General features: G+C 73.0%; 11 protein-coding genes. 3 read left to right on the top strand and 8 right to left on the bottom strand.

Annotation, left to right across the window (positions count from 1 at the left end; translation table 11 throughout):
- Positions 1-77 precede the first annotated feature (77 nt).
- The gene (locus tag ACIPN7_RS07870) at positions 78-1,307 is read right to left on the bottom strand and encodes an alpha/beta hydrolase family protein (protein WP_400539774.1); all 1,230 of its coding nucleotides are present in this window, start codon (positions 1,305-1,307) and stop codon (positions 78-80) included.
- Positions 1,308-1,707: 400 nt separating this feature from the next.
- On the opposite strand from ACIPN7_RS07870, the gene ACIPN7_RS07875 reads away from it, so the two are divergent.
- On the top strand, positions 1,708-3,222 hold the full coding sequence (locus tag ACIPN7_RS07875; protein ID WP_400539776.1) for an RNA polymerase sigma factor: 1,515 nt from the start codon (positions 1,708-1,710) through the stop codon (positions 3,220-3,222).
- Here ACIPN7_RS07875 and ACIPN7_RS07880 read toward each other — a convergent pair.
- Complete coding sequence (locus tag ACIPN7_RS07880; RefSeq protein ID WP_400539778.1) at positions 3,219-4,457, bottom strand: ROK family protein; 1,239 nt, start codon at positions 4,455-4,457, stop codon at positions 3,219-3,221. The genes ACIPN7_RS07875 and ACIPN7_RS07880 overlap by 4 nt on opposite strands.
- Before the next feature lie 105 nt (positions 4,458-4,562).
- Between ACIPN7_RS07880 and ACIPN7_RS07885 the strand changes: the two genes are divergently transcribed.
- Positions 4,563-6,221: an alpha-amylase family glycosyl hydrolase gene (locus tag ACIPN7_RS07885; protein ID WP_400539780.1), complete on the top strand. Its 1,659-nt coding sequence runs from the start codon at positions 4,563-4,565 to the stop codon at positions 6,219-6,221.
- Positions 6,222-6,300: 79 nt separating this feature from the next.
- Here ACIPN7_RS07885 and ACIPN7_RS07890 read toward each other — a convergent pair whose 3' ends face one another.
- The 6 genes from ACIPN7_RS07890 to ACIPN7_RS07915 form a co-directional block, all read right to left on the bottom strand.
- Positions 6,301-7,287 (bottom strand): glycoside hydrolase family 130 protein, encoded by a 987-nt coding sequence (locus tag ACIPN7_RS07890; protein WP_400539782.1) that lies wholly within the window; start codon positions 7,285-7,287, stop codon positions 6,301-6,303.
- A 9-nt stretch (positions 7,288-7,296) separates the two neighbouring features.
- Positions 7,297-8,130 (bottom strand): carbohydrate ABC transporter permease, encoded by an 834-nt coding sequence (locus ACIPN7_RS07895; RefSeq protein ID WP_397393116.1) that lies wholly within the window; start codon positions 8,128-8,130, stop codon positions 7,297-7,299.
- A gap of 1 nt (position 8,131) precedes the next feature.
- A complete protein-coding gene (locus ACIPN7_RS07900) occupies positions 8,132-9,040 on the bottom strand; it encodes a carbohydrate ABC transporter permease (RefSeq protein WP_400539784.1) in 909 nt (302 codons plus the stop codon).
- Positions 9,041-9,045: 5 nt separating this feature from the next.
- Entirely contained in the window at positions 9,046-10,332 is a 1,287-nt protein-coding gene (locus ACIPN7_RS07905; RefSeq protein WP_400539786.1) for an extracellular solute-binding protein, read from the bottom strand.
- Positions 10,329-11,366, bottom strand: a complete 1,038-nt coding sequence (locus ACIPN7_RS07910; RefSeq protein ID WP_400539788.1) for a LacI family DNA-binding transcriptional regulator — start codon at positions 11,364-11,366, stop codon at positions 10,329-10,331. The genes ACIPN7_RS07905 and ACIPN7_RS07910 overlap by 4 nt, the downstream gene beginning before the upstream one ends.
- A gap of 125 nt (positions 11,367-11,491) precedes the next feature.
- Positions 11,492-14,401, bottom strand: coding sequence for an ATP-binding protein (locus ACIPN7_RS07915; protein ID WP_400539790.1), 2,910 nt, complete (start codon positions 14,399-14,401; stop codon positions 11,492-11,494).
- 147 nt (positions 14,402-14,548) lie between these two features.
- Here ACIPN7_RS07915 and ACIPN7_RS07920 point away from each other — a divergent pair, with 147 nt between their 5' ends.
- Positions 14,549-18,370, top strand: a complete 3,822-nt coding sequence (locus ACIPN7_RS07920; RefSeq protein WP_400539792.1) for a S8 family serine peptidase — start codon at positions 14,549-14,551, stop codon at positions 18,368-18,370.
- Positions 18,371-18,447: the final 77 nt, after the last annotated feature.

Genomic DNA, 18,447 nt, shown 5'->3' on the forward strand with positions numbered 1-18,447 from the left:
AAAACACGCGAGATCCGGGCCCAATGGCTGGGTAGAAGCGCACATCGGCGGCCGCCGCGGTCGGCCGGCACCCCGCGTCAGTCCTGGAGCTCGACCTCCGGGTACGCCGCCGACGGGCCGTCGAGCAGCGGGGCGTCCAGCCCGCGCAGGTGCCGGTCCAGGAACGCGCCCACGTACGCAGTGGTGATCCGCACGCCGCGCTCGCCGCCGATCGTGCCCGGGCCGCCGGGCAGCGGCACCCCGAGCTGGTCGAGGAACATGAGCTGGTCCGTGAAGGAGCCGTGGTTCGCGGTCGGGACCTGCAGCCACCGGCTGGTCGCGCCCAGCCGCGCGAAGTTGTCGGGCCAGTCCGTCCCGTCGCCGGCGCCCGGCTCGTGCGCGGCACCGCCCAGCATGAGGAACGGCCGGTCCGTCCCACCCTCGGGGAAGTCCACCTGGAACGTGCCGTCCAGGTTGACCCCCGCGTCCACACGCGGGTCGTCCATGATCGAGACCGCCGCGGAGGCCCCGCCGATCGAGTGCCCGACGACGGCGATGCGCCGCGCGTCGATCACCGGCGCGTGGGTCCCGAGCCAGCCGCGGGTGAGCTCGTCCAGCACGAAGCTGACGTCGGCGCTGCGCCCGCGCGCGACCCAGGCGCCGAGCTCCGCGGTGTTCTCCCGCTCGCAGAGCAGGCATCCGGCGACGCGGCCGCCCGGCAGCTCCACCACGCGCGCCTCGTACGTGTGGTCGACGCCGACCACGACGTACCCGCGGGAGGCCAGGTCCTCCGCGAGCGACGTCAGCGACTCGCGGCTGAGGCTCGCGCCCGGCGAGAGCACGACGAGCGGACGTCGCCCGGGAAGTGCCGGGGCCCGGTCGTGGGCATGGGTCTCGACGGTCGTCAGGATGTCGGGCGCGACCGGCAGCCGCGCGCCCTCGATGATCGCCGTGGAGACCGCCTCGGACGTGTACGGCGCGATCCTGCCGCGCGGCACCGCCGGGTACCACAGCGACACCATGAGCTCGCGGCGCGCCTCGGGCACCCACGGATCGGCACGGTCCTCGTCGACGAGGTGGAGCGGCATCAAGCCGACGGGGTACCGCCCCGTCGGCTCGGGCAGCGCGAGCGTCGGTTCGTCCGCGTCCGACGGCGTTGCCTCCGACGGCGCGACCGCCGACGTCGGAGCCGCGGACGCCGCCACGACCGACGTCGGGCCCGCCGCCGCCCCGGCGAGCGCCACCGCGCTCGGTGCCACGAGGGCCGTGCACGCCACGACCGCCGTCGCGACAAAAGCGGATCTGACCAGGTGTTCAGGTGTCCTCATGCCAGAGTTTTTTCACACCGCGAGGAGCGGGCCAAGAGTTCCGCGAGGGTTCCAGGGGCGCGCCCGGGCGATCCCTGAACGGGCCAGACCGAAATGTCGGGGTTGTCCTCTACGGGCCTTTGTCCACGGCACCGCGCGATGTCGCAGGCCGACGTCCGGACGGCCGTCCTGAGACACATTTCATCCGCGGTGGCGGGCCATATTGAAGCTGCGTTACGTATGCTGGGCCGAACGGGATCGGGCGGAACGTCGCCTTTCACGTGCCATTTCAGACATCAATCACGTGTAGGCCGATCAACGCATTTCGCCCGTATCTCCTACCAGTGCAGCGCACCCCAGGCTGCGCCTCCCGGGATCGTCTGAGTGGGGACAGCTCTGTGTGGAAAGGGGTGAGGTCGGCGTGACCACTGATGACGCACCGGTCGACGACTGGGTGGTGCACCGGCCCAACGTCGTACGCTCCGTCGCAGCACGCGTACCCGGCATCGACGCCGAAGAAGCCACCAGCCGCGCGCTGGAAAAGATGGTCCGGATCGTCTCCACCGGCGGCACCATCGACGACCCCGCCCCCTACTGGCGACGCGCCGCGGTCAACGAAGCCATCTCCATGACCCGCGAGGCCGGCCGCGCCCGCCCCGTCGAGGACGACACCCTCGACGGCCTGACACCCCCCGTCGCCGGCGCAGAGCTGGACGCCGAACGCGAAGCCGACGTCTCCATGCTCCGCACCGCACTGTCCGACCTGGCCGACGACGACCGCAAGATCCTCCTGGACCGCCACGTCCACGACATGGCCGTCACCGACATCGCCACCGGCCTCGGCGTCCGACCCCACGCCGTGACCATGCGCCTGCGCCGCGCCGAGGAACGCCTCGCCGGCGCCTTCGCCGCCGCCCACGCACAAACCGTCAACGAACCCGAGTGCCGCACCACCCGCGCCGCCATGCACGACTACCTCAAAGGCCGCCTCCTGCCCCGCCGGCAACGCCGCCTGGAAGTCCACATGGACGGCTGCGGCGAATGCACCCGCGCGTTCATCGACGTCCGCGAGGTCTCCTGGATGCTCCGCGACCTCGGCCAGCACCTCATCGCCGGCGGACTCCTCACCGGCACCGCCGCCGGTGCGGGTATCGCGGGCGCCGCCGGATCCACCCGCACGACAAGATCCACCCGCACGACAAGGCTCCGCTCGTTCGGCACCAAGCACGCCGCGGTCGCGGCGGGTGTGGCCGCCGCGCTGGCCATCGGTGCCGGCGCCATGGCCCTGATCGCCGTCCAGCCCGACAGCCCCTCCATCCAGGCCGACGGCGAGCCGTTCGACGGCGGGGGCACGGAGGCGCCCGTCGAGTCGGACCCGCCGCAGGACCCGTCGCCGCCCGCCGACCCGCCGCGGCGTCCGGCCGCGCCCGCCGAGGAACACACCGACGCCGAGCCGGTCGCGGCGCCGGACCAGGTCACCACCGCCGTGCCCGCGTCCGCGGTGACGGCGGAGACCCCGCCCGAGCCCGCGGCGACCCCCGCACCGCCCCGGAAAGCCCCCGCACCGGCGAAGGACAAGCCCGCGCCCGCGCCGAAGGACCCCGACCCGGCCGAGCCGGAGACGCCGCCGGCCCCGCCGGCCCCCGAGCCGGAACCCGAGACACCCCCGGCACCCGGCCCGCCCGACAAGGGCCCCGGCGGCCCGCCCGGCAACCCCTCCAACGACCACGGCAAGGGGCCGGCGAAGGAGAACGACCAGGGCCCGGCCAAGGGCAACGGCCCGGGCAACGGCAACGGCAGTGGCCAGGGCCCCGGCAGCAGCAACGACAAGAGCCACGGCAACGGCAAGGGTCACGGCAAGGACAAGGGCAGCGACCAGGCCAAGGGCTCCGGCACGGGCCACGGGAACGGCCACCCCAACGGCCGAGGCCGCTAGCCCGTCACCGGCGCACGCCCCTGGTCCTCGACCCCCAGGGCCAGGTCGAGCGCGTCCGTCCGCACACGCTCCAGCGCGAGCGTGGACGCGCCGACGATCACGGCGTCCGCCCCGAAGGACGAGGCGACGAGCTCCGGGGCGGGCGGGTGCACCATCGAGTCCAGGAGGGCCGCGGTCCGTCGCAGCAGGTCGCCGACCACGGGCGCCACGCCGCCCGCCACGACGATCCGGTCCACGTCGAGCATGCCGTCGATGACGGCGCACACCCGCGCGAGCCGGTCGGCCAGGCGGTCGACGACGGCGATGGCGCCGACGTCGCCGGCCGCGGCCGCCGCGAACACCGCCGGGGCGTCGATCGCGCTCGTGGGCAGGGCGCCCAGCGCGCTGTCGGCGGGCAGCACGCCCGACTCGTGCGCCTCCCGGCCCCAGGCACGGGCGAGGTGGCCGAGGCCGTGCGGGCTGCCCACGCCGACCACGTAGTCGAGCAGGCGCATCTCGCCGGCCCCGCCGTTGCTGCCGCGCACGAGGGCGCCGTCCACCACGATGCCGGCGCCGAACCGCTCGCCGGACAGGAGCGCGGCGAACGAGCCGACGTCGCGCCCCGCCCCGAGCGCGCGCTCGGCGTGCGCGGCGAGGTTGGCGTCGTTCTCGACGGTCACGTGCCAGCCGCGCTCACGGAAGTGCTCGGCGAAGCCCGGGTTCATCCGCGCCCAGAACGTGTTCGGGCCCGGCGGGGTCGCGCCCTGCGCGTCCGTCAGGGCCGGCACGCCGACGGCGATCCCCAGCACTCGCGACGGGTCGACGCCGGCCGCGGCGAGCGCCTCGTCGATCGTGGCATCGGTGACGGCGAGCCGGTCGGGCGCGTTGTCGTGCGCCCGGTCGATCGGGTGCTCCTGCCGCCCCACCTCGGCGCCCCGGAGGTCGCTGACGGTGGCGAGCACGCGGTGCTGTCCGGCGTCGACCCCCACCACGTACCCGGCGTCGGCCCTCAGCTGGTAGAGCCGGGCGGGCCGGCCCTTGCCCGCGGGCTCGGGTGCGCGCTCGACCTCGCGCATCCAGCCGAGCTCGATCAGCTCGGCGCACCGGCTGATCACGGTGGACCGGGTCAGCCCGGTCGCGTCCATGGCCTCGGTGGCGGTGAAGACGTCGTTGGCCCAGGCGAAGTCGAGCACGCTCACGGCGTTGATGCGTCTCAGCAGTCCGGACGACGACGCGTTCTGGGGTGCTCGGCTCACGCTTGACCTTTCGTCCCCGACGCTGGAGGCTCTCCCCAGGGCATTAAATCTAACGCTTGCATAAAATTGCGACCGCTCGACCACGACAGCAAAGGATCCCGCACCGTGACCAGCACCCTCAGCGAGCAGCAGCTCCTCGTCGACGACCCCACCTGGTGGCGGCAGGCCACCGTCTACCAGATCTACCCGCGCAGCTTCGCCGACGCGAACGGCGACGGCATCGGCGACCTGCGGGGCATCATCTCGCGTGTGCCGTACCTCAAGCGCCTCGGGATCGACGCCGTCTGGCTGAGCCCCTTCTACCCGTCGGCCCTGGCCGACGGCGGCTACGACGTGGCCGACTACCGCGACGTCGACCCGCGGATCGGCACGCTGGACGAGTTCGACCAGATGGTCCAGGCCCTGCACGGCGTGGGCATCCGCGTCATCGTCGACATCGTGCCGAACCACTCCTCGGACCTCCACGTCTGGTTCCAGCAGGCGCTGGCCGCGGCGCCGGGCAGCCCCGAGCGGGACCGCTACATCTTCCGCGACGGCCTGGGCGCGGACGGCGCGCAGCCGCCCGCCGACTGGACGAGCATCTTCGGCGGCCCGTCGTGGACCCGCGTGCCCGACGGCCAGTGGTACCTGCACCTGTTCGCCAAGGAGCAGCCCGACTTCAACTGGGACAACCCCGAGGTCCGCGAGGACTTCCACCAGACCCTGCGCTTCTGGTCGGACCGCGGCGTCGACGGGTTCCGCATCGACGTGGCCCACGGGCTGACCAAGGAGCTCGCGGAGACGCTGCCGAGCCAGGCGGAGCTCGACGCCATCACCGAGCCCGGCGCCCACCCCCTGTGGGACCGCGACGAGGTGCACGAGATCTACGCGGGCTGGCGCCAGGTGTTCGACGAGTACACCCCGCCGCGCATCGCCGTGGCCGAGGCCTGGGTCGACACGCCCCGGCGGCCCCGGTACGCGAGCGCCGACGGCCTGGGCCAGGCGTTCAACTTCGACCTGCTGGAGGCCGACTTCGACGCGGCCCAGTACAAGAAGATCATCACCGACAACCTGGCGCTGTCCGCCGCGTCGGGGTCGTCGACGACGTGGGTGTTCTCCAACCACGACGTCGTCCGCCACGCCACCCGCTACGCCCTGCCGCCGCGCGACGGCAAGCCGGGCAAGCAGGGGCAGGCCTGGCTGCTGTCGGGCGGCACCGAGCCCGCCGCCGACGTCGAGCTGGGCCTGCGCCGCGCCCGCGCGGGGACGCTGCTCATGCTGGGCCTGCCGGGCAGCGCCTACCTGTACCAGGGTGAGGAGCTCGGCCTGCCCGAGGTCGCCGACATCCCGGCCGACCAGCACCAGGACCCGGCGTTCTTCCGCAACCCGGGCGTGGACCCGGGCCGGGACGGCTGCCGCGTGCCGCTGCCGTGGACGCGCGAGGGCGCGTCGTTCGGCTTCGGCACGGCGGGCGCGCACCTGCCGCAGCCCGCGGGCTACGGCGACCTGTCGGTCGAGGCGCAGGACGGCGTCGCAGGCTCGACGCTGGAGCTCTACCGGGCGGCGCTCGCGCTGCGCGACGAGCTGCAGACCGACGAGACGCTGGAGTGGGTGGACGCGCCCGACGACGTCGTCCACTTCGCGCGGCCGGGCGGCTGGCGCGTGGTGACGAACTTCGGCGCGGAGCCGACGCCGCTGCCCGACGGCGAGGTGCTGCTCACCAGCGAGCCCCTGGCCGGCGGCCTGCTCCCGGGCGCGACGACGGCGTGGGTCCGCACGGCGTGATCGCAGGACCGTGCGGTTGCCGCCAGGACGGGACTCGTCCTGGCAGCAACCGCATGGTCACCGGGGCCGGCGGGCCGGCTCAGGCGCCCAGCGTCGCGCCCCAGGTCTGCTTCGGGTCGTGCACGGCCACGGCCAGCGTGGTGTCGGACTGGCCGTAGTACGCCAGCCACCGGCCCTGGAAGTGCACCAGGCCCTCGACGAACGTCACGTTGGACACCAGCCCGTTGCGGTCCTCGAACGTCTGCGGCCGCAGCCACGGGTCCTGCAGCCGGGCGAGCACCTTGGTCGGGTCGTCGGGGTCGATCGCGATCTGGCCGCACCGGTAGTCGACGTCGACGCTCCCGTCCGGGTTGATGGTGCGCGTCGCCCCGTTGGTGAGCATGACGAGCAGGCCGTTCTCCGTCAGCACCGGCGAGGTGCCGATCTCCACGAGGTCGGCGTCGAAGGACCCCGGCGTCGGCGAGTACATGGGCTCGGTGTCGGGGGTGCCGGGCGTCCAGTGGATCAGGTCGTCGCTGGTGGCCCAGTAGATCGCGCCCTCGCCGAAGTACATCCACCACTTGCCCTGCATCCGCACCGGGACGATCACGCCGGCCTTGGACCAGTTGAAGCCGCGCGGGTCCACGGTGGCGAACGTGTCGAACGACTCGAACATCGGCCCGTGCCGGGTCCAGTCGTGCAGGTCGGTGGACGTGGCGAGGCAGAGCTGGGCGCTGTGCCGGTCCCAGCCGGTGTAGGTCAGGTAGAAGGTGCCGTCGATGTACGCGATGCGGGGGTCCTCGCACCCGTAGCGCTCGTAGTCCTCCACCGGCGAGAGGATCGGCTCGGCCTCGCGCTCGAAGTGGAACCCGTCGCTGCTCCGGGCCAGCCCGATGTGGGACACGATGTCCTCGGCGTGGGCCCGGTACAGGAGCACCACCTCGTCGTCGACCACGAGGGCCGCCGGGTTGTAGAGGTTCGCCGACTCCCAACTGCCCCCGCGAGGGCGCAGGATCGGGTTGTTCTCGTACGGGACGAACGGCCCGAGCGGGAACGTGGCGTGGGTGAACATGCTGGTGACGTCCATGGTGGTGGGTCAGCCCTTCACGGCGGAGCCGATGTTGGATGCGGTGAAGTACCGCTGGAACAGGCAGAAGAGGATGACGACGGGGAACGCGAGCGTGGTGGCGCCCGCGAGGATCGCGCCGTTCGGGTTGGCGGTGGACTGGGCCACGTTGGAGATGTAGTTCGCCAGGGAGACCGCGAGCGGCTGCAGCGTGGCGTCCTTGGTGATGAGGAACGGCCAGAGGAACTCGTTCCACGGCCCGATGAACGTGACCAGCACGACCGTCGTCAGGGCCGGCTTGACCAGCGGCACGGCGATCGAGCGCAGGATGCGCAGCTCGCTCGCGCCGTCGATCCGCGCCGCCTCGAACATCTCCTGCGGCAGCGCCCGGAAGAACTGCGTGAAGATGAAGACGGCGGTGGTGTTGATCGCGAACGGCAGGATCATCCCGAGGTACGTGTCGCCGAGGCCGAAGCCCCGCGTGATCTGCACGTACAGCGGGATCATCAGCAGCTGGAACGGCACCATCTGGACCAGCAGCATGAGCACCCAGGTGGCGCCCCGGCCGCGGAAGTCCAGCCGGGCCATCGCGTAGCCGGCCAGGAGCCCGAACGTCACCGTGCCCAGCAGCACGCCGGCGGTGAAGATCAGCGAGTTGCCCAGCGAGCCGAGCAGGTCGATCCGTGAGTCGATCGCCGCGAAGTTGTCGAGCGTCCAGCCGGAGGTCGGCAGGAGCTGGTCGGGGGTGTTGGTGGGGCTCTCCTGGAACGCCCCCACCACCATGAACCAGAAGGGAAAGGCGAACACGGCCGCCGCGAGGGTGAGCAGGAGGTAGCGCACCCAGGTCCCGCGTTGTCGTCGCATGTCAGCGCTCCCGGTTGATGCGGTTGGCGGCGAGCGAGAGGACGCCGACGACGATGACCAGCAGCATGCCGATCGCCGCCGCGGTGTCCGGGTTCTGCTGCTGGATGCCGCGCTGGTAGATCAGCAGCACCGGGGTCACGGACGCGCCGTCGGGGCCGCCGCCGTTCGTCAGCAGGTAGGGCTCGGTGAACAGGTTGGCCCCGGTGATGATCGCGAGCACGAGCACCAGCACGGTGGTGGCCCGGACGCCGGGCACGGTCACGTTGCGGAACCGCTGCCAGGCGTTCGCGCCGTCGGTCGCTGCCGACTCGTGCAGCTCGCGCGGCACGCTCTGCAGCGCCGCGAGGTACAGCAGGATGTAGAAGCCGAGCTGCTTCCAGGTCACGTAGAGCGCGATGGTCGGCATGGCGAGCGAGGAGTTGACCAGCCAGGACGGGTCCGGGGCCAGCGGCCCGAGGACGGAGTTGACCAGCCCGCCCGACGAGAACAGCAGCATCCACACCCCGACCAGCGACACGCTCGCCGTCAGGTAGGGCACGTAGAAGGCGATGCGGTACGCCGCCGCCCAGCGGATCCCCGCGTTCAGGGCCGTGGCCAGCACCATCGACAGCACCACCGTGAGCGGCACGTTGATGACCAGGAAGACCCCGATGTTCCGGAAGGCCTCCAGGACCTGCGGGTCGGTGAGCACGGCGGCGAAGTTGTCGAACCCCACGAACGGCTTGGGCACGTCGACACCGGGCGCGGTGAAGAAGTAGTCGTGGAACGCGATGTAGACGGCGAACCCGAGCGGGTAGGCGAAGATCGCGAGGACGAAGACGAGGTAGGGCAGCGCGAACAGCGTGCCGATCGGCTGCCGCCCCCACCATCTCTGCCGCGTGGTGCGCAGCTCACCTGATGCCGTGCTCACCCGGATCAGCCCTGGACGAGCCCGTTGATGGTCTCCGCGGCGCCGCTCAGGAACTCGTCCACGCTGGTCTTGCCGAAGATCACGGCAGACGAGTAGTCGTCGCGGAAGGCCTGCCACACCTCGACCGAGTTCGGGATGCTCGGCACGTCGCCGGTGCGCTGCGCCTGGTCGGCGAACACCTCGTAGGCGGGGTTCGCCTCGAAGTAGTCGGCGTAGGTGGTGGCCAGGTCGGTGCGCAGGGGCATCTGGCCGGTGGCCTCCAGGAGCTGGCCGTCGCTCTCCTCGCTGGTGGAGAACTTGAGGAACTCCCAGGCGGTGGCCTGGTTCTCGCACGAGGTGAACATGGAGACGTTCTTGGAGTCGGCGAACGTGATCGGCTCCGCCTCGCCGCTCGACGTCGGCACCGGCATGAAGCCGACGTCGACGCTCTCGGCGTACGACGCGATGGCCCACGGCCCCGCGAGCTGCATGGCGGTGGTGCCGGCCGACATGGCGTCGTCCGTCGACGCCTCCTGCGGCGCGAGGCCCTCGGAGTAGATCGTCGCCCAGAAGTCGGCGACGGCCTTCCCGTTCTCGTCGTCGAACGTCGCCTGCTGGTCCTCGACCAGGGACGTGCCGCCCGACTCGGCCAGGTACAGCGGGTAGAAGTCGAACCACGGCTGGAAGAACTCGTTGGTCGGCGAGGGCCAGATGGCGCTGTCCGCGGCGCCCGAGTCCACGATCTTGCGGCTGCCCGCGAGGAAGTCGTCGTAGGTGGCCATGTCCGGGTTCTCCGGGTCGATGCCGGCCTTCTCGAAGACCGTCTTGTTGTACATGACCATGACCGGGTTCGACTTCCAGGGGAGCTGGTAGTAGCCGTCGTCGGTGAGGTACGTCTGCGCGCCCTCGCCCACGCGGTCCTCGATGTAGCTCGTGCCGTCCTCGAACTGCGACAGGTTCACGAGCCCGCCCTGGCGGACCCACCCGGGTACCGCGGCGCTGGAGATGTTGTAGACCAGGCAGGGCGCCGTGCCCGCGGTGATCGCGGCGGTGATGGCCTCCTCGGACGACGAGCCGGCCGGGATCTCCTGGGCGGTGACCTCCTCGTCGGGGTGCTCGGCGTTCCAGGCGTCGACGACGTCCTGCCCCCAGCCGACCTCCTGCTCGTTGTTGGACAGCCAGACCGTGATGGGGCCGGTGCCGGAGGGGCTCTCGCCGCCGCCGTCACCTCCGCCGCCGCCGGACGAGCAGGCGGCGGTCAGGGCCACCGCGGTGAGCAGGGCGGCCGTTCCGGCCATTCGGGGGTGCTTCATGAGAACTCCTCCTCGAGTTCGGTGTGGGGTGCCTCGGGTGCGGGGCCGGCAGTGCTGGCTCGCAGGCGAAGCGCGTTGCAGTCGACCGTCACGGACTCGGGCGGCTCGCCGGCGAGGTCGGCCAGCAGCCGCTCGGCGGCCACCCGCCCCCGCCGGAACGGGTCGGTCGAGACACTGGTCAGGGCAGGGCTCAGGTGAGCCGAGAGGTGGTCGTCGTCGAAGCCGGCGACGGCGAGGTCGTCGGGGACCAGCAGGCCCCGGCTCCGGGCATAGGAATAGCCGGCGATGGCCATCGTGTCGTTGGCGTAGAGGATCGCCGTCGGCCGGTCGGGCAGGTCGAGCAGCTCGGCAGTCAGGGCACGGCCGCTCCCGGCGGTGAAGTCCCCCTCACGCAGCAGCTCCTTGCTGCCGACGCTGCGGACGTACGCCCCCGCGCGGGCGTGCGAGTGCACGTAGTCGAGCGGACCCGACACGTGGGCGATCCGGGTGTGGCCGAGCTCGCGCAGGTGGGCGACCAGGTCGCGGACCGGCGCGGCGTCGTCCGTGCGGACGGTGGAGAACGGGCTCTCGGCGTCGTACGCCCCGAGCAGCACCGCCGGCAGGCGGATCTGCTGGAGGTAGCCCACCCGCCAGTCGACGCGGTGCAGGTCGAGGACGATCACGCCGTCCGCCCGCCCGCTCGCCATCGCCCGGTAGGCGCGCTCCTCCGCCGTGCGGGTGCTCGCGACCTGCAGCACGAGAGCGATCTCGTGCTCCGCGAGCACCGCCTCCACGCCGGAGATGAACGCGGGGAAGAAGGCGTCGGACGCCAGGATCGAAGGATCGCGGGACAGCACGACTCCCACCGCATCGGTGCGCCGCGCGGCGAGCGCGCGGGCCCGTGAGCTCGGGACCCAGTCCAGCCGCTTCGCGGCGGCGAACACCCGGGCCTTCGTGGTCGCGGAGATCGGCCGCTTGCCGCTGTAGGCGTGGGACACGGTCGCCTTGGTGACGCCCGCCGCGCGGGCGACGTCGTCGATCGTCGGCCTGTCCATAACGCTCCTCCGTCATCGGGGCCGTCAACGTAAAACCGGTTTGACGAATCGGTCAACCGGTTTGACGATCAGGTCTCGAAGCGCCGGATCAGGGCAGGTGAGAGAGGTGAGGCGGGTAGGGCGTATCAGCCCGCGACGGCCGCGCGGTCCTCGCCGGCGTCGTCGAGCAGGTGGACGGCGAGGTCCGCCCGGGAGCTGCAGCCGAGCTTCCGCAGGGCGTTGCGGACGTGGCTCTCGACCGTGCGCGGCGAGAGGAACAGGTCGGCCGCGATCTGCCGGTTGGTGCGGCCCTGCGCGGCGAGCAGCGCGACCTCGCGCTCGCGGCCGGACAGCCCGAGCCCGTTGGAGCGCCGTCCGCCGCGCCACGGGTAGGGCACGGGCAGGCCCAGACGGCGCAGGGTCCGCGTGACCCGGGCGACGTCGTTGCTCGCGGCGCGGCCGCCGTAGCCGCGCAGCGCCTCCTCGAGGAGCGCGGCGCCCTCGGCGTCGCCGTCCTCGGCCAGCCAGACCCCGAGCCGCTCGACCACGCGCGACTCCTCGTGGCGCAGACCGGCGTCGGCCACGACCGCGCGCGCCTGGCGCAGCAGCCCGACGGCGGCGGGGTGGTCACCGTCGGCGTGCGCCACGACCGCCCGGCACGAGTGCAGGGCCGCCAGGGCCAGCGGGGCGTCGACCACGCCGAGCCCGGCGGCCAGCTCCGCGACGTGGGCGCGCGCCTGCGCGGTGCGGCCCTGGGCGACGAGCGCGTCGACCAGGCACAGCAGGGGCTCCGCCGCCCACACCCAGTTGCCCTTCTGCCGTGCCGTGGCCACCGCGAGGCCGGCCTGGTGGGCGCTGCCCTCGACGTCGTCGAGCGTGAGCAGCAGGCGGGCCAGCGCGCTGCGGCCGGCGAGCAGCGGCCAGACGGCGCCCACGCGGGCGGCGTCCTCCACGAGCGCGGTGAAGTGGGCGACGGCCTCCTGGGTGCCGCCGGAGGCGGCCAGCATGATGCCGTGCAGCAGGTGGTCGTCCAGCGTGGCGGCGTCGTAGCCCGGACGGCGGACCACCAGCTCGTGCGCGCGGCCGGCCAGGTCGGCCCAGCGTCCGGCGGAGCAGTCGACGGCGGCCGCGACCAGCTCGATCACGTCGGTGACCCGCAGGTACTCCGCGGCCGCCACGACGCGCCGCCCCTCGGCCAGCAGCCGCTCGGCGCGCCGCACGTGCCCCACGTGCAGCGCCGCCTGCGACCAGTTCACGCAGGCGCGGGCGTGCTCGCGCGGGAAGTCGGCCAGGGCCTCGTCGGCGAGCAGCTCCTCCACGACGGACCAGCCCTCGGGCCGGCCCTGCTCGATCAGGAGCGACGCGTCGGCGATGCGCACCGCGAGCTCCACGTCGGTGGCCCCGCTGCGCCGGGCGGCGTCGCGGGCCTGCTCCCCGCGCGCCGCGTGCACGGTCATGGGGCGGTCGGCCACCGTCTCGGGCGCGGCGAGCACGGCGAGCGCCCGCGCGAGCAGCGCGGGGTTCGCGGCGAGGTCGGGCAGGGCCTGCTCGATCTCGCGGTAGCCGGCGTCGGCCAGGCCCTGCTGGCGGAGCAGCCGGCCCAGGGCGAACCGGAGCTCGCCGCGCACGTCGCTCGGCAGCAGCTCCGTGGCCAGGAGCTGCTGCAGCAGCGGCACGGCCTCGATGTGGGCCAGCCCGTCGACCGCCGCCCGGCCGAGCTTGACCGCCAGCCGCAGCCGGTGGTCCGTGGGCAGGTCGGTCTCCATGGCCTGCACCAGGAGCCGCGCGGCGTGGGCGTCGTCGCCGTGCGTGACGGCCAGGTCGGCGGCGTCCTCCGCGTACCGGACGAACCGGATGGTGTCCCCCGCGCGCTGGTAGTGGTGCGCCAGGCGCGCCACGGGCCGCGGGCCCTCGCGGTCCTCGATGGCGCGGGCGACCGTGCGGTGCAGCAGCCGGCGGGTGGGCAGGGGCAGCGCGTCGTAGACGATCTGCTCGGCCAGCACGTGCCGGAACCGCACCTGCCCGTCCTGCTCGTGCAGGAGGCCTGCCGTGATCGCGTCGACGAGGGCGGCGACGACGTCGGCGGCTTGGAGCCCGGTGACCTCCGCGATCAGGTCGACGTCGACGGGGTGGTCGAGCACGGACGCGACACCCAGCACCTCGCGGGTGCCCTCGGCGACGCCGTCCAGCCGCCCGAGCACGACGTCGCGCAGCGCGGTGGGCACCGCGAGGTCGGTGAGCACGTCGTCCTGGTGCGCGCCGTCGTCGGGCAGCGGGGTCTCGTGCAGGGTGCCGAGCACCTCCTCGGCGACGAACGGGATGCCGCCGGTGCGCTCGTGGAGCGAGGCGGCGAACGCGTCGGAGACCTGGGTGCCGAGGATCCGCCCGGCCAGCTCGCCCACCCCGGCGGCGTCGAGCGGGCGCAGGGTGAGGGCCAGCGGCGGGCCGGACGCCGCCCGGGCGAACGACTCCCGGACCGGGAGCGGCGCCCCGCCGCTGCGCAGGGTCAGCACGATGCACAGGCCCGCGGGCTGGTGCGCGGCGAGGAAGGTGAGGAAGTCGAACGTGCTGCTCTCGGCCCAGTGCACGTCCTCCAGCACGAGCACGGCGGGTCCCATCCGGTCCAGCAGCTCGGCAGCGGCGCGGAACACCCGGTGCCGGGCGGCGCCCTGGTCGGCCAGCTCGGGGGGCGGCGGCGGGAGCCGGTCGCCGAGCTCAGGGACCAGCGGGGCGAGCGCGCCGACGATCGGGTTGTGGTCGCCGGGCGGCACCAGGTCCGCGTGGTGCGAGAGCACGTCGAGCACCGGCGCGAGCGGCAGCGGCTCCTGGAGGTGCTCGCAGTGCCCGATCAGCACGGGCCGGCCCGCGAGCGCCGGGTCGTTGGCGAGCTCCCGGACGAGCCGGCTCTTGCCGACGCCCGCCTCGCCGTCGATCACGACCAGCGAGGGGGTCTGAAGGACCTTGCGGACCAGGGACTCGAGCTCGGCGGTGCGACCCACCAGGACGGGTGAAACTCGCGGCCGGACCGGCGCGGCAGCCGTCTGGGGAAGACTCAACTGCCGCTCCCTCCGTGTCGTACCCGGGGGCCGGGGTGCCCGTCGTGAGGCAAAAGTCAGTGTATGGCACTGATGTTTCCGACAATCGACGCGATTACCTTCACTGATCAGCCGCGGATTCACCGTGGCTGATCCAGAGGAGGGCACATGGACCGACGGTCCGACGAACGCCGGCTGTCACGCGGGCATGTGCGCCGCGCGGCGGCGGTGACGATCGCGCTCGCGCTCACGGCGACGGCGACGACTCCCGCGGCCGGGGCACAGCCCGAGGCCACGGCGAAGAAGAACTACATAGTCCAGATGGCGCTGGAGCCCGTCGCGACCTACACGGGTGGCGTGGCCGGCCTGGCCGCCACGAAGCCGGCCGACGGCGAGAAGATCGACCCGGCCGCCCCCGAGGTGGTCGAGTACGCCCAGCACCTCAAGGGCCGGCACCGCGCCGCCCTGTCGAGCGTGGGCGCCAAGGAGACGCTGTACCAGTACGTGTACTCGTTCGACGGGTTCGCGACGTCGCTGACGTCCGCCCAGGCGGCCGAGCTGCGCACCGAGCCGGGCGTCGTGTCGGTCACCGAGGACGTGCTGGTGCACACCACCACCGCCGACGACAAGGGCGACGACGACCAGGGCATCACCGTCTGGAGCGACCAGAAGGACGGCTCCGACGCCCCGGCGCAGCTCAAGAGCCCGCAGGGCCTGACCAAGCACTCCGCCGCGGGCGAGGACGTCGTCATCGGCGTCATCGACTCCGGCATCTGGCCGGACAGCGCCAGCTTCTCCGACAAGGACAAGCGCGGCCGCCCCGCCTACCAGCGCCTGCGCGGGTTCGACGGCGAGTGCGACGACGCGGAGACGGTCGGCGACGACTCGTGGGACGACAACGCGTGCAACAACAAGCTCGTCTCGGCCCGGCACTTCAACGACGGGTGGGGCGGCGACGCCGGCATCGCCCAGGAGATGCCGTGGGAGTTCCAGTCGGCGCGTGACTACAACGGGCACGGCACCCACACGGCCTCGACCGCGGGCGGCAACAAGGACGTCGCCGTCACCGGTCCGCTCAACAAGTTCAGCTCCACGGTGAGCGGCATCGCGCCGCGCGCCCGGATCGCCGCCTACAAGGCGCTGTGGTCCGCCGAGGACGGTTCGACGGCGAGCGGGTACCCCTCCGACATCGTCGCTGCCGTGGACCAGGCCGTCGCGGACGGCGTGGACGTCATCAACTTCTCCGTCTCGGGCACGCTGACCGACTTCCTGGACCCGACGGAGCTCGCGTTCCTCGCGGCGGCGCAGGCGGGCGTGTTCGTCTCCGCCTCGGCGGGCAACAGCGGCCCGGCGTCCGGCACGGTGGCGCACCCGAGCCCGTGGATCACCACGGTGGCCGCGGCCACGCACTCCACCTCGGCGCGGTCCACCGCGACGCTCGGCAACGGCACCACCGTCTCCGGCACGTCGCTGGCCGCGAAGGTCGTGGGCCCGGCGTCGTTCGTCTACGGGCGCGACGTCGTCGCGGCGGGAGCCACGGTCTCGAACGCGGGCCTGTGCTTCACCACCGCGGACAACAACGGCAAGCCCGCGCTCGACCCGGCGAAGGTGGCCGGCAAGATCGTGCTCTGCGACCGTGGCGAGAACCCCCGCGTCAACAAGGGCGCGGCGGTGGCCGAGGCCGGCGGCGTCGGCATGATCCTCGTGAACACCGTCGAGGGCGACACGCTCAACACCGACGTCCAGGCCGTGCCGTCCGTGCACGTGGCCGACACCGAGCGCGACGCGCTGATCGCGTACTCCAAGACCTCCGGCGCCACGGCCACGATCGCCGCGGCCTCGGTCGACACCTCGACACCCGCCCCGTACACGGCGGCGTTCTCCTCGCGCGGCCCGTCGCTCGCGGGCAACGGCGACATCCTCAAGCCCGACGTCACCGCGCCCGGCCAGGACATCCTCGCCTCCGTGGCACCCCCGGGGCAGCAGGGCCTCGACTTCAACCTGATGAGCGGCACCAGCATGTCCGCGCCGTACGTGGCGGGCCTGGCGGCGGCGCTGGTCGAGGAGCACCCGAGGTGGTCGCCGATGGCGGTCAAGTCGGCCCTGATGACCACCGGCACGGACGTGCTGGACGCCGACCCCGCGACCCCGGCCACCCTGTTCCAGCAGGGCGGCGGGCACGTGGCCGCGGACGACTCCACCGACCCCGGCCTGGTCTACGACAGCAGCGTGGAGGACTGGTTCGCCTTCCTCTGCGGTGCGACCGACGGCGTGCAGCAGGACACCTGCGACGCGCTGCAGGAGGACGGGCACTCCCTCGCGCCGTCCGACCTGAACACCCCCTCGATCGCGATCGGGCGGGCCGCCGAGGGCCAGACCGTGACCCGCACGGTGACCAACGTGGGCACGAAGCGCGCCACGTACACGGCCGACGTGACGGGGCTGGACGGGCTTGGGGTGCAGGTCAGCCCCCGCAGGCTGACCCTGTCGCCCGGGAAGTCGGCGTCGTTCACCGTCACGTTCACGCGCGGCGAGGCCGCGCTGAACGTGCGGCTCGCCGGCCACCTGACCTGGTCCGACGGGCGCGGCGGCCACAGCGTCCGCTCCCCCATCGTGCTGCGTATGGGCGCCGAGGCCTGGACCGCCCGGTTCAACGGCGGCGAGAACGGCCTGGGCGCCAACGACGACAACGGCAACGAGACGCTCACCTCGCCGGACGGAAAGATCGTCTACACCGCCGGTCAGACCTCGCCCGCGAGCTTCGGCGGGTTCCAGAACTCCCCGGTGACCGCGGCCTACGACGCGGCGACGGGCCGGCCGCTGTGGTCGGACGTGTACGGAGGCCCCACCGGGGTGGGCGGTGAGCAGACCGGCCTCGGCCTCAGCCCGGACGGCAGCACGCTGTTCGTGCTGGCCGCGGGCGGGGGCTACGGGAACGAGGCCGACTACGTCACCATCGCCTACGACGCCGCCACCGGCGAGCGCCTGTGGGTCTCGGTGTACGACGCCGCCGGCGTGTCAGACTACGGCGAGGCCCTGGCCGTGAGCCCCGACGGCTCGGCGGTCTACGTGACCGGCATGTCGCTCCTGGACGACGAGGGTGGCGCGGACTACGGCACCGTCGCGTACGACGCCGCCACGGGCGAGGAGCTGTGGCGCACCCTGTACGACGGCCCGGTGGGCGAGACGGACGCCGCCCGCGCGATCGCCGCGTCGCCGGACGGTTCGGCCGTGGTGGTCACCGGGCAGAGCCGCGGCGAGGGCAAGAGCCTCGTCGACTGGGGCACCGTGGCGTTCGACGCGGCCACCGGCGAGCAGCTCTGGGCCGCCACCTACGACAGCCCGGACGACAAGGGCGGCTCGGGCGGCGCGGTGGCGGTGACCCCGGACGGCACCGTGGTGGTGACCGGTGACAACCAGAGCACCGCGACCTCGACGGACTGGGTCACCATCGGCTACTCGCTGGAGACCGGCGAGGCCCTGTGGACCGAGCGCCTCGACGGGGGCACCGGCGACACGGACGTGCCCCGCTCGGTCGTGGTGAGCCCGGACGGCGGCTCCGTCGCCATCACCGGCAACTCGTGGGGCGAGGGCACCGGCAGCGACTACCTCACCGCCGTCTACGACACCGCGACGGGCGAGAAGCGCTGGTCGACGCGGTACGACGGGTCGGCGCACGGGCTCGACGTCGCGTACACCGCGGCGTTCACCCCCAGCGGTGACCACGTGGTGGTCACGGGCCAGAGCGCGGAGGCGGAGACCAAGGAGGACTTCGCGACCGTCGCCTACTCGGTCGCCACGGGCGAGCAGGTCTGGTCGGCGCTGTACGACGCCGGTGGTTCCGGCGACGTGGCCAACGCCGTGGCCGTCACCGAGGGTCCGGGGTCGCAGACCCGCGTGGTGGTCACGGGCCAGAGCAACTACCAGCTCGACGAGATGACCAGCGACGCCGACATGGCGACGGTGTCCTACCTGGTCCCGTGGAGCTGACGGTTCTCCGGAGGTAGGTGAGCGCGGGCCCGGTGGCACTCCGACTCGATCGGAGTGCCACCGGGCCCGCGTTCATC

The sequence above is a fragment of the Promicromonospora sp. NPDC090134 genome (assembly GCF_044746965.1).
In the GTDB taxonomy this organism is placed as follows: Bacteria; Actinomycetota; Actinomycetes; order Actinomycetales; family Cellulomonadaceae; genus Promicromonospora.

What these genes read in the sequence shown, in the direction of transcription:
- ACIPN7_RS07895 (WP_397393116.1), bottom strand. Translation starts at nt 8,130, where the DNA reads ATGCGACGACAACGCGGGACCTGGGTGCGCTACCTCCTGCTCACCCTC.
- ACIPN7_RS07870 (WP_400539774.1), bottom strand. Translation starts at nt 1,307, where the DNA reads ATGAGGACACCTGAACACCTGGTCAGATCCGCTTTTGTCGCGACGGCG.
- ACIPN7_RS07910 (WP_400539788.1), bottom strand. Translation starts at nt 11,366, where the DNA reads ATGGACAGGCCGACGATCGACGACGTCGCCCGCGCGGCGGGCGTCACC.
- ACIPN7_RS07890 (WP_400539782.1), bottom strand. Translation starts at nt 7,287, where the DNA reads ATGGACGTCACCAGCATGTTCACCCACGCCACGTTCCCGCTCGGGCCG.
- ACIPN7_RS07905 (WP_400539786.1), bottom strand. Translation starts at nt 10,332, where the DNA reads ATGAAGCACCCCCGAATGGCCGGAACGGCCGCCCTGCTCACCGCGGTG.
- ACIPN7_RS07920 (WP_400539792.1), top strand. Translation starts at nt 14,549, where the DNA reads ATGGACCGACGGTCCGACGAACGCCGGCTGTCACGCGGGCATGTGCGC.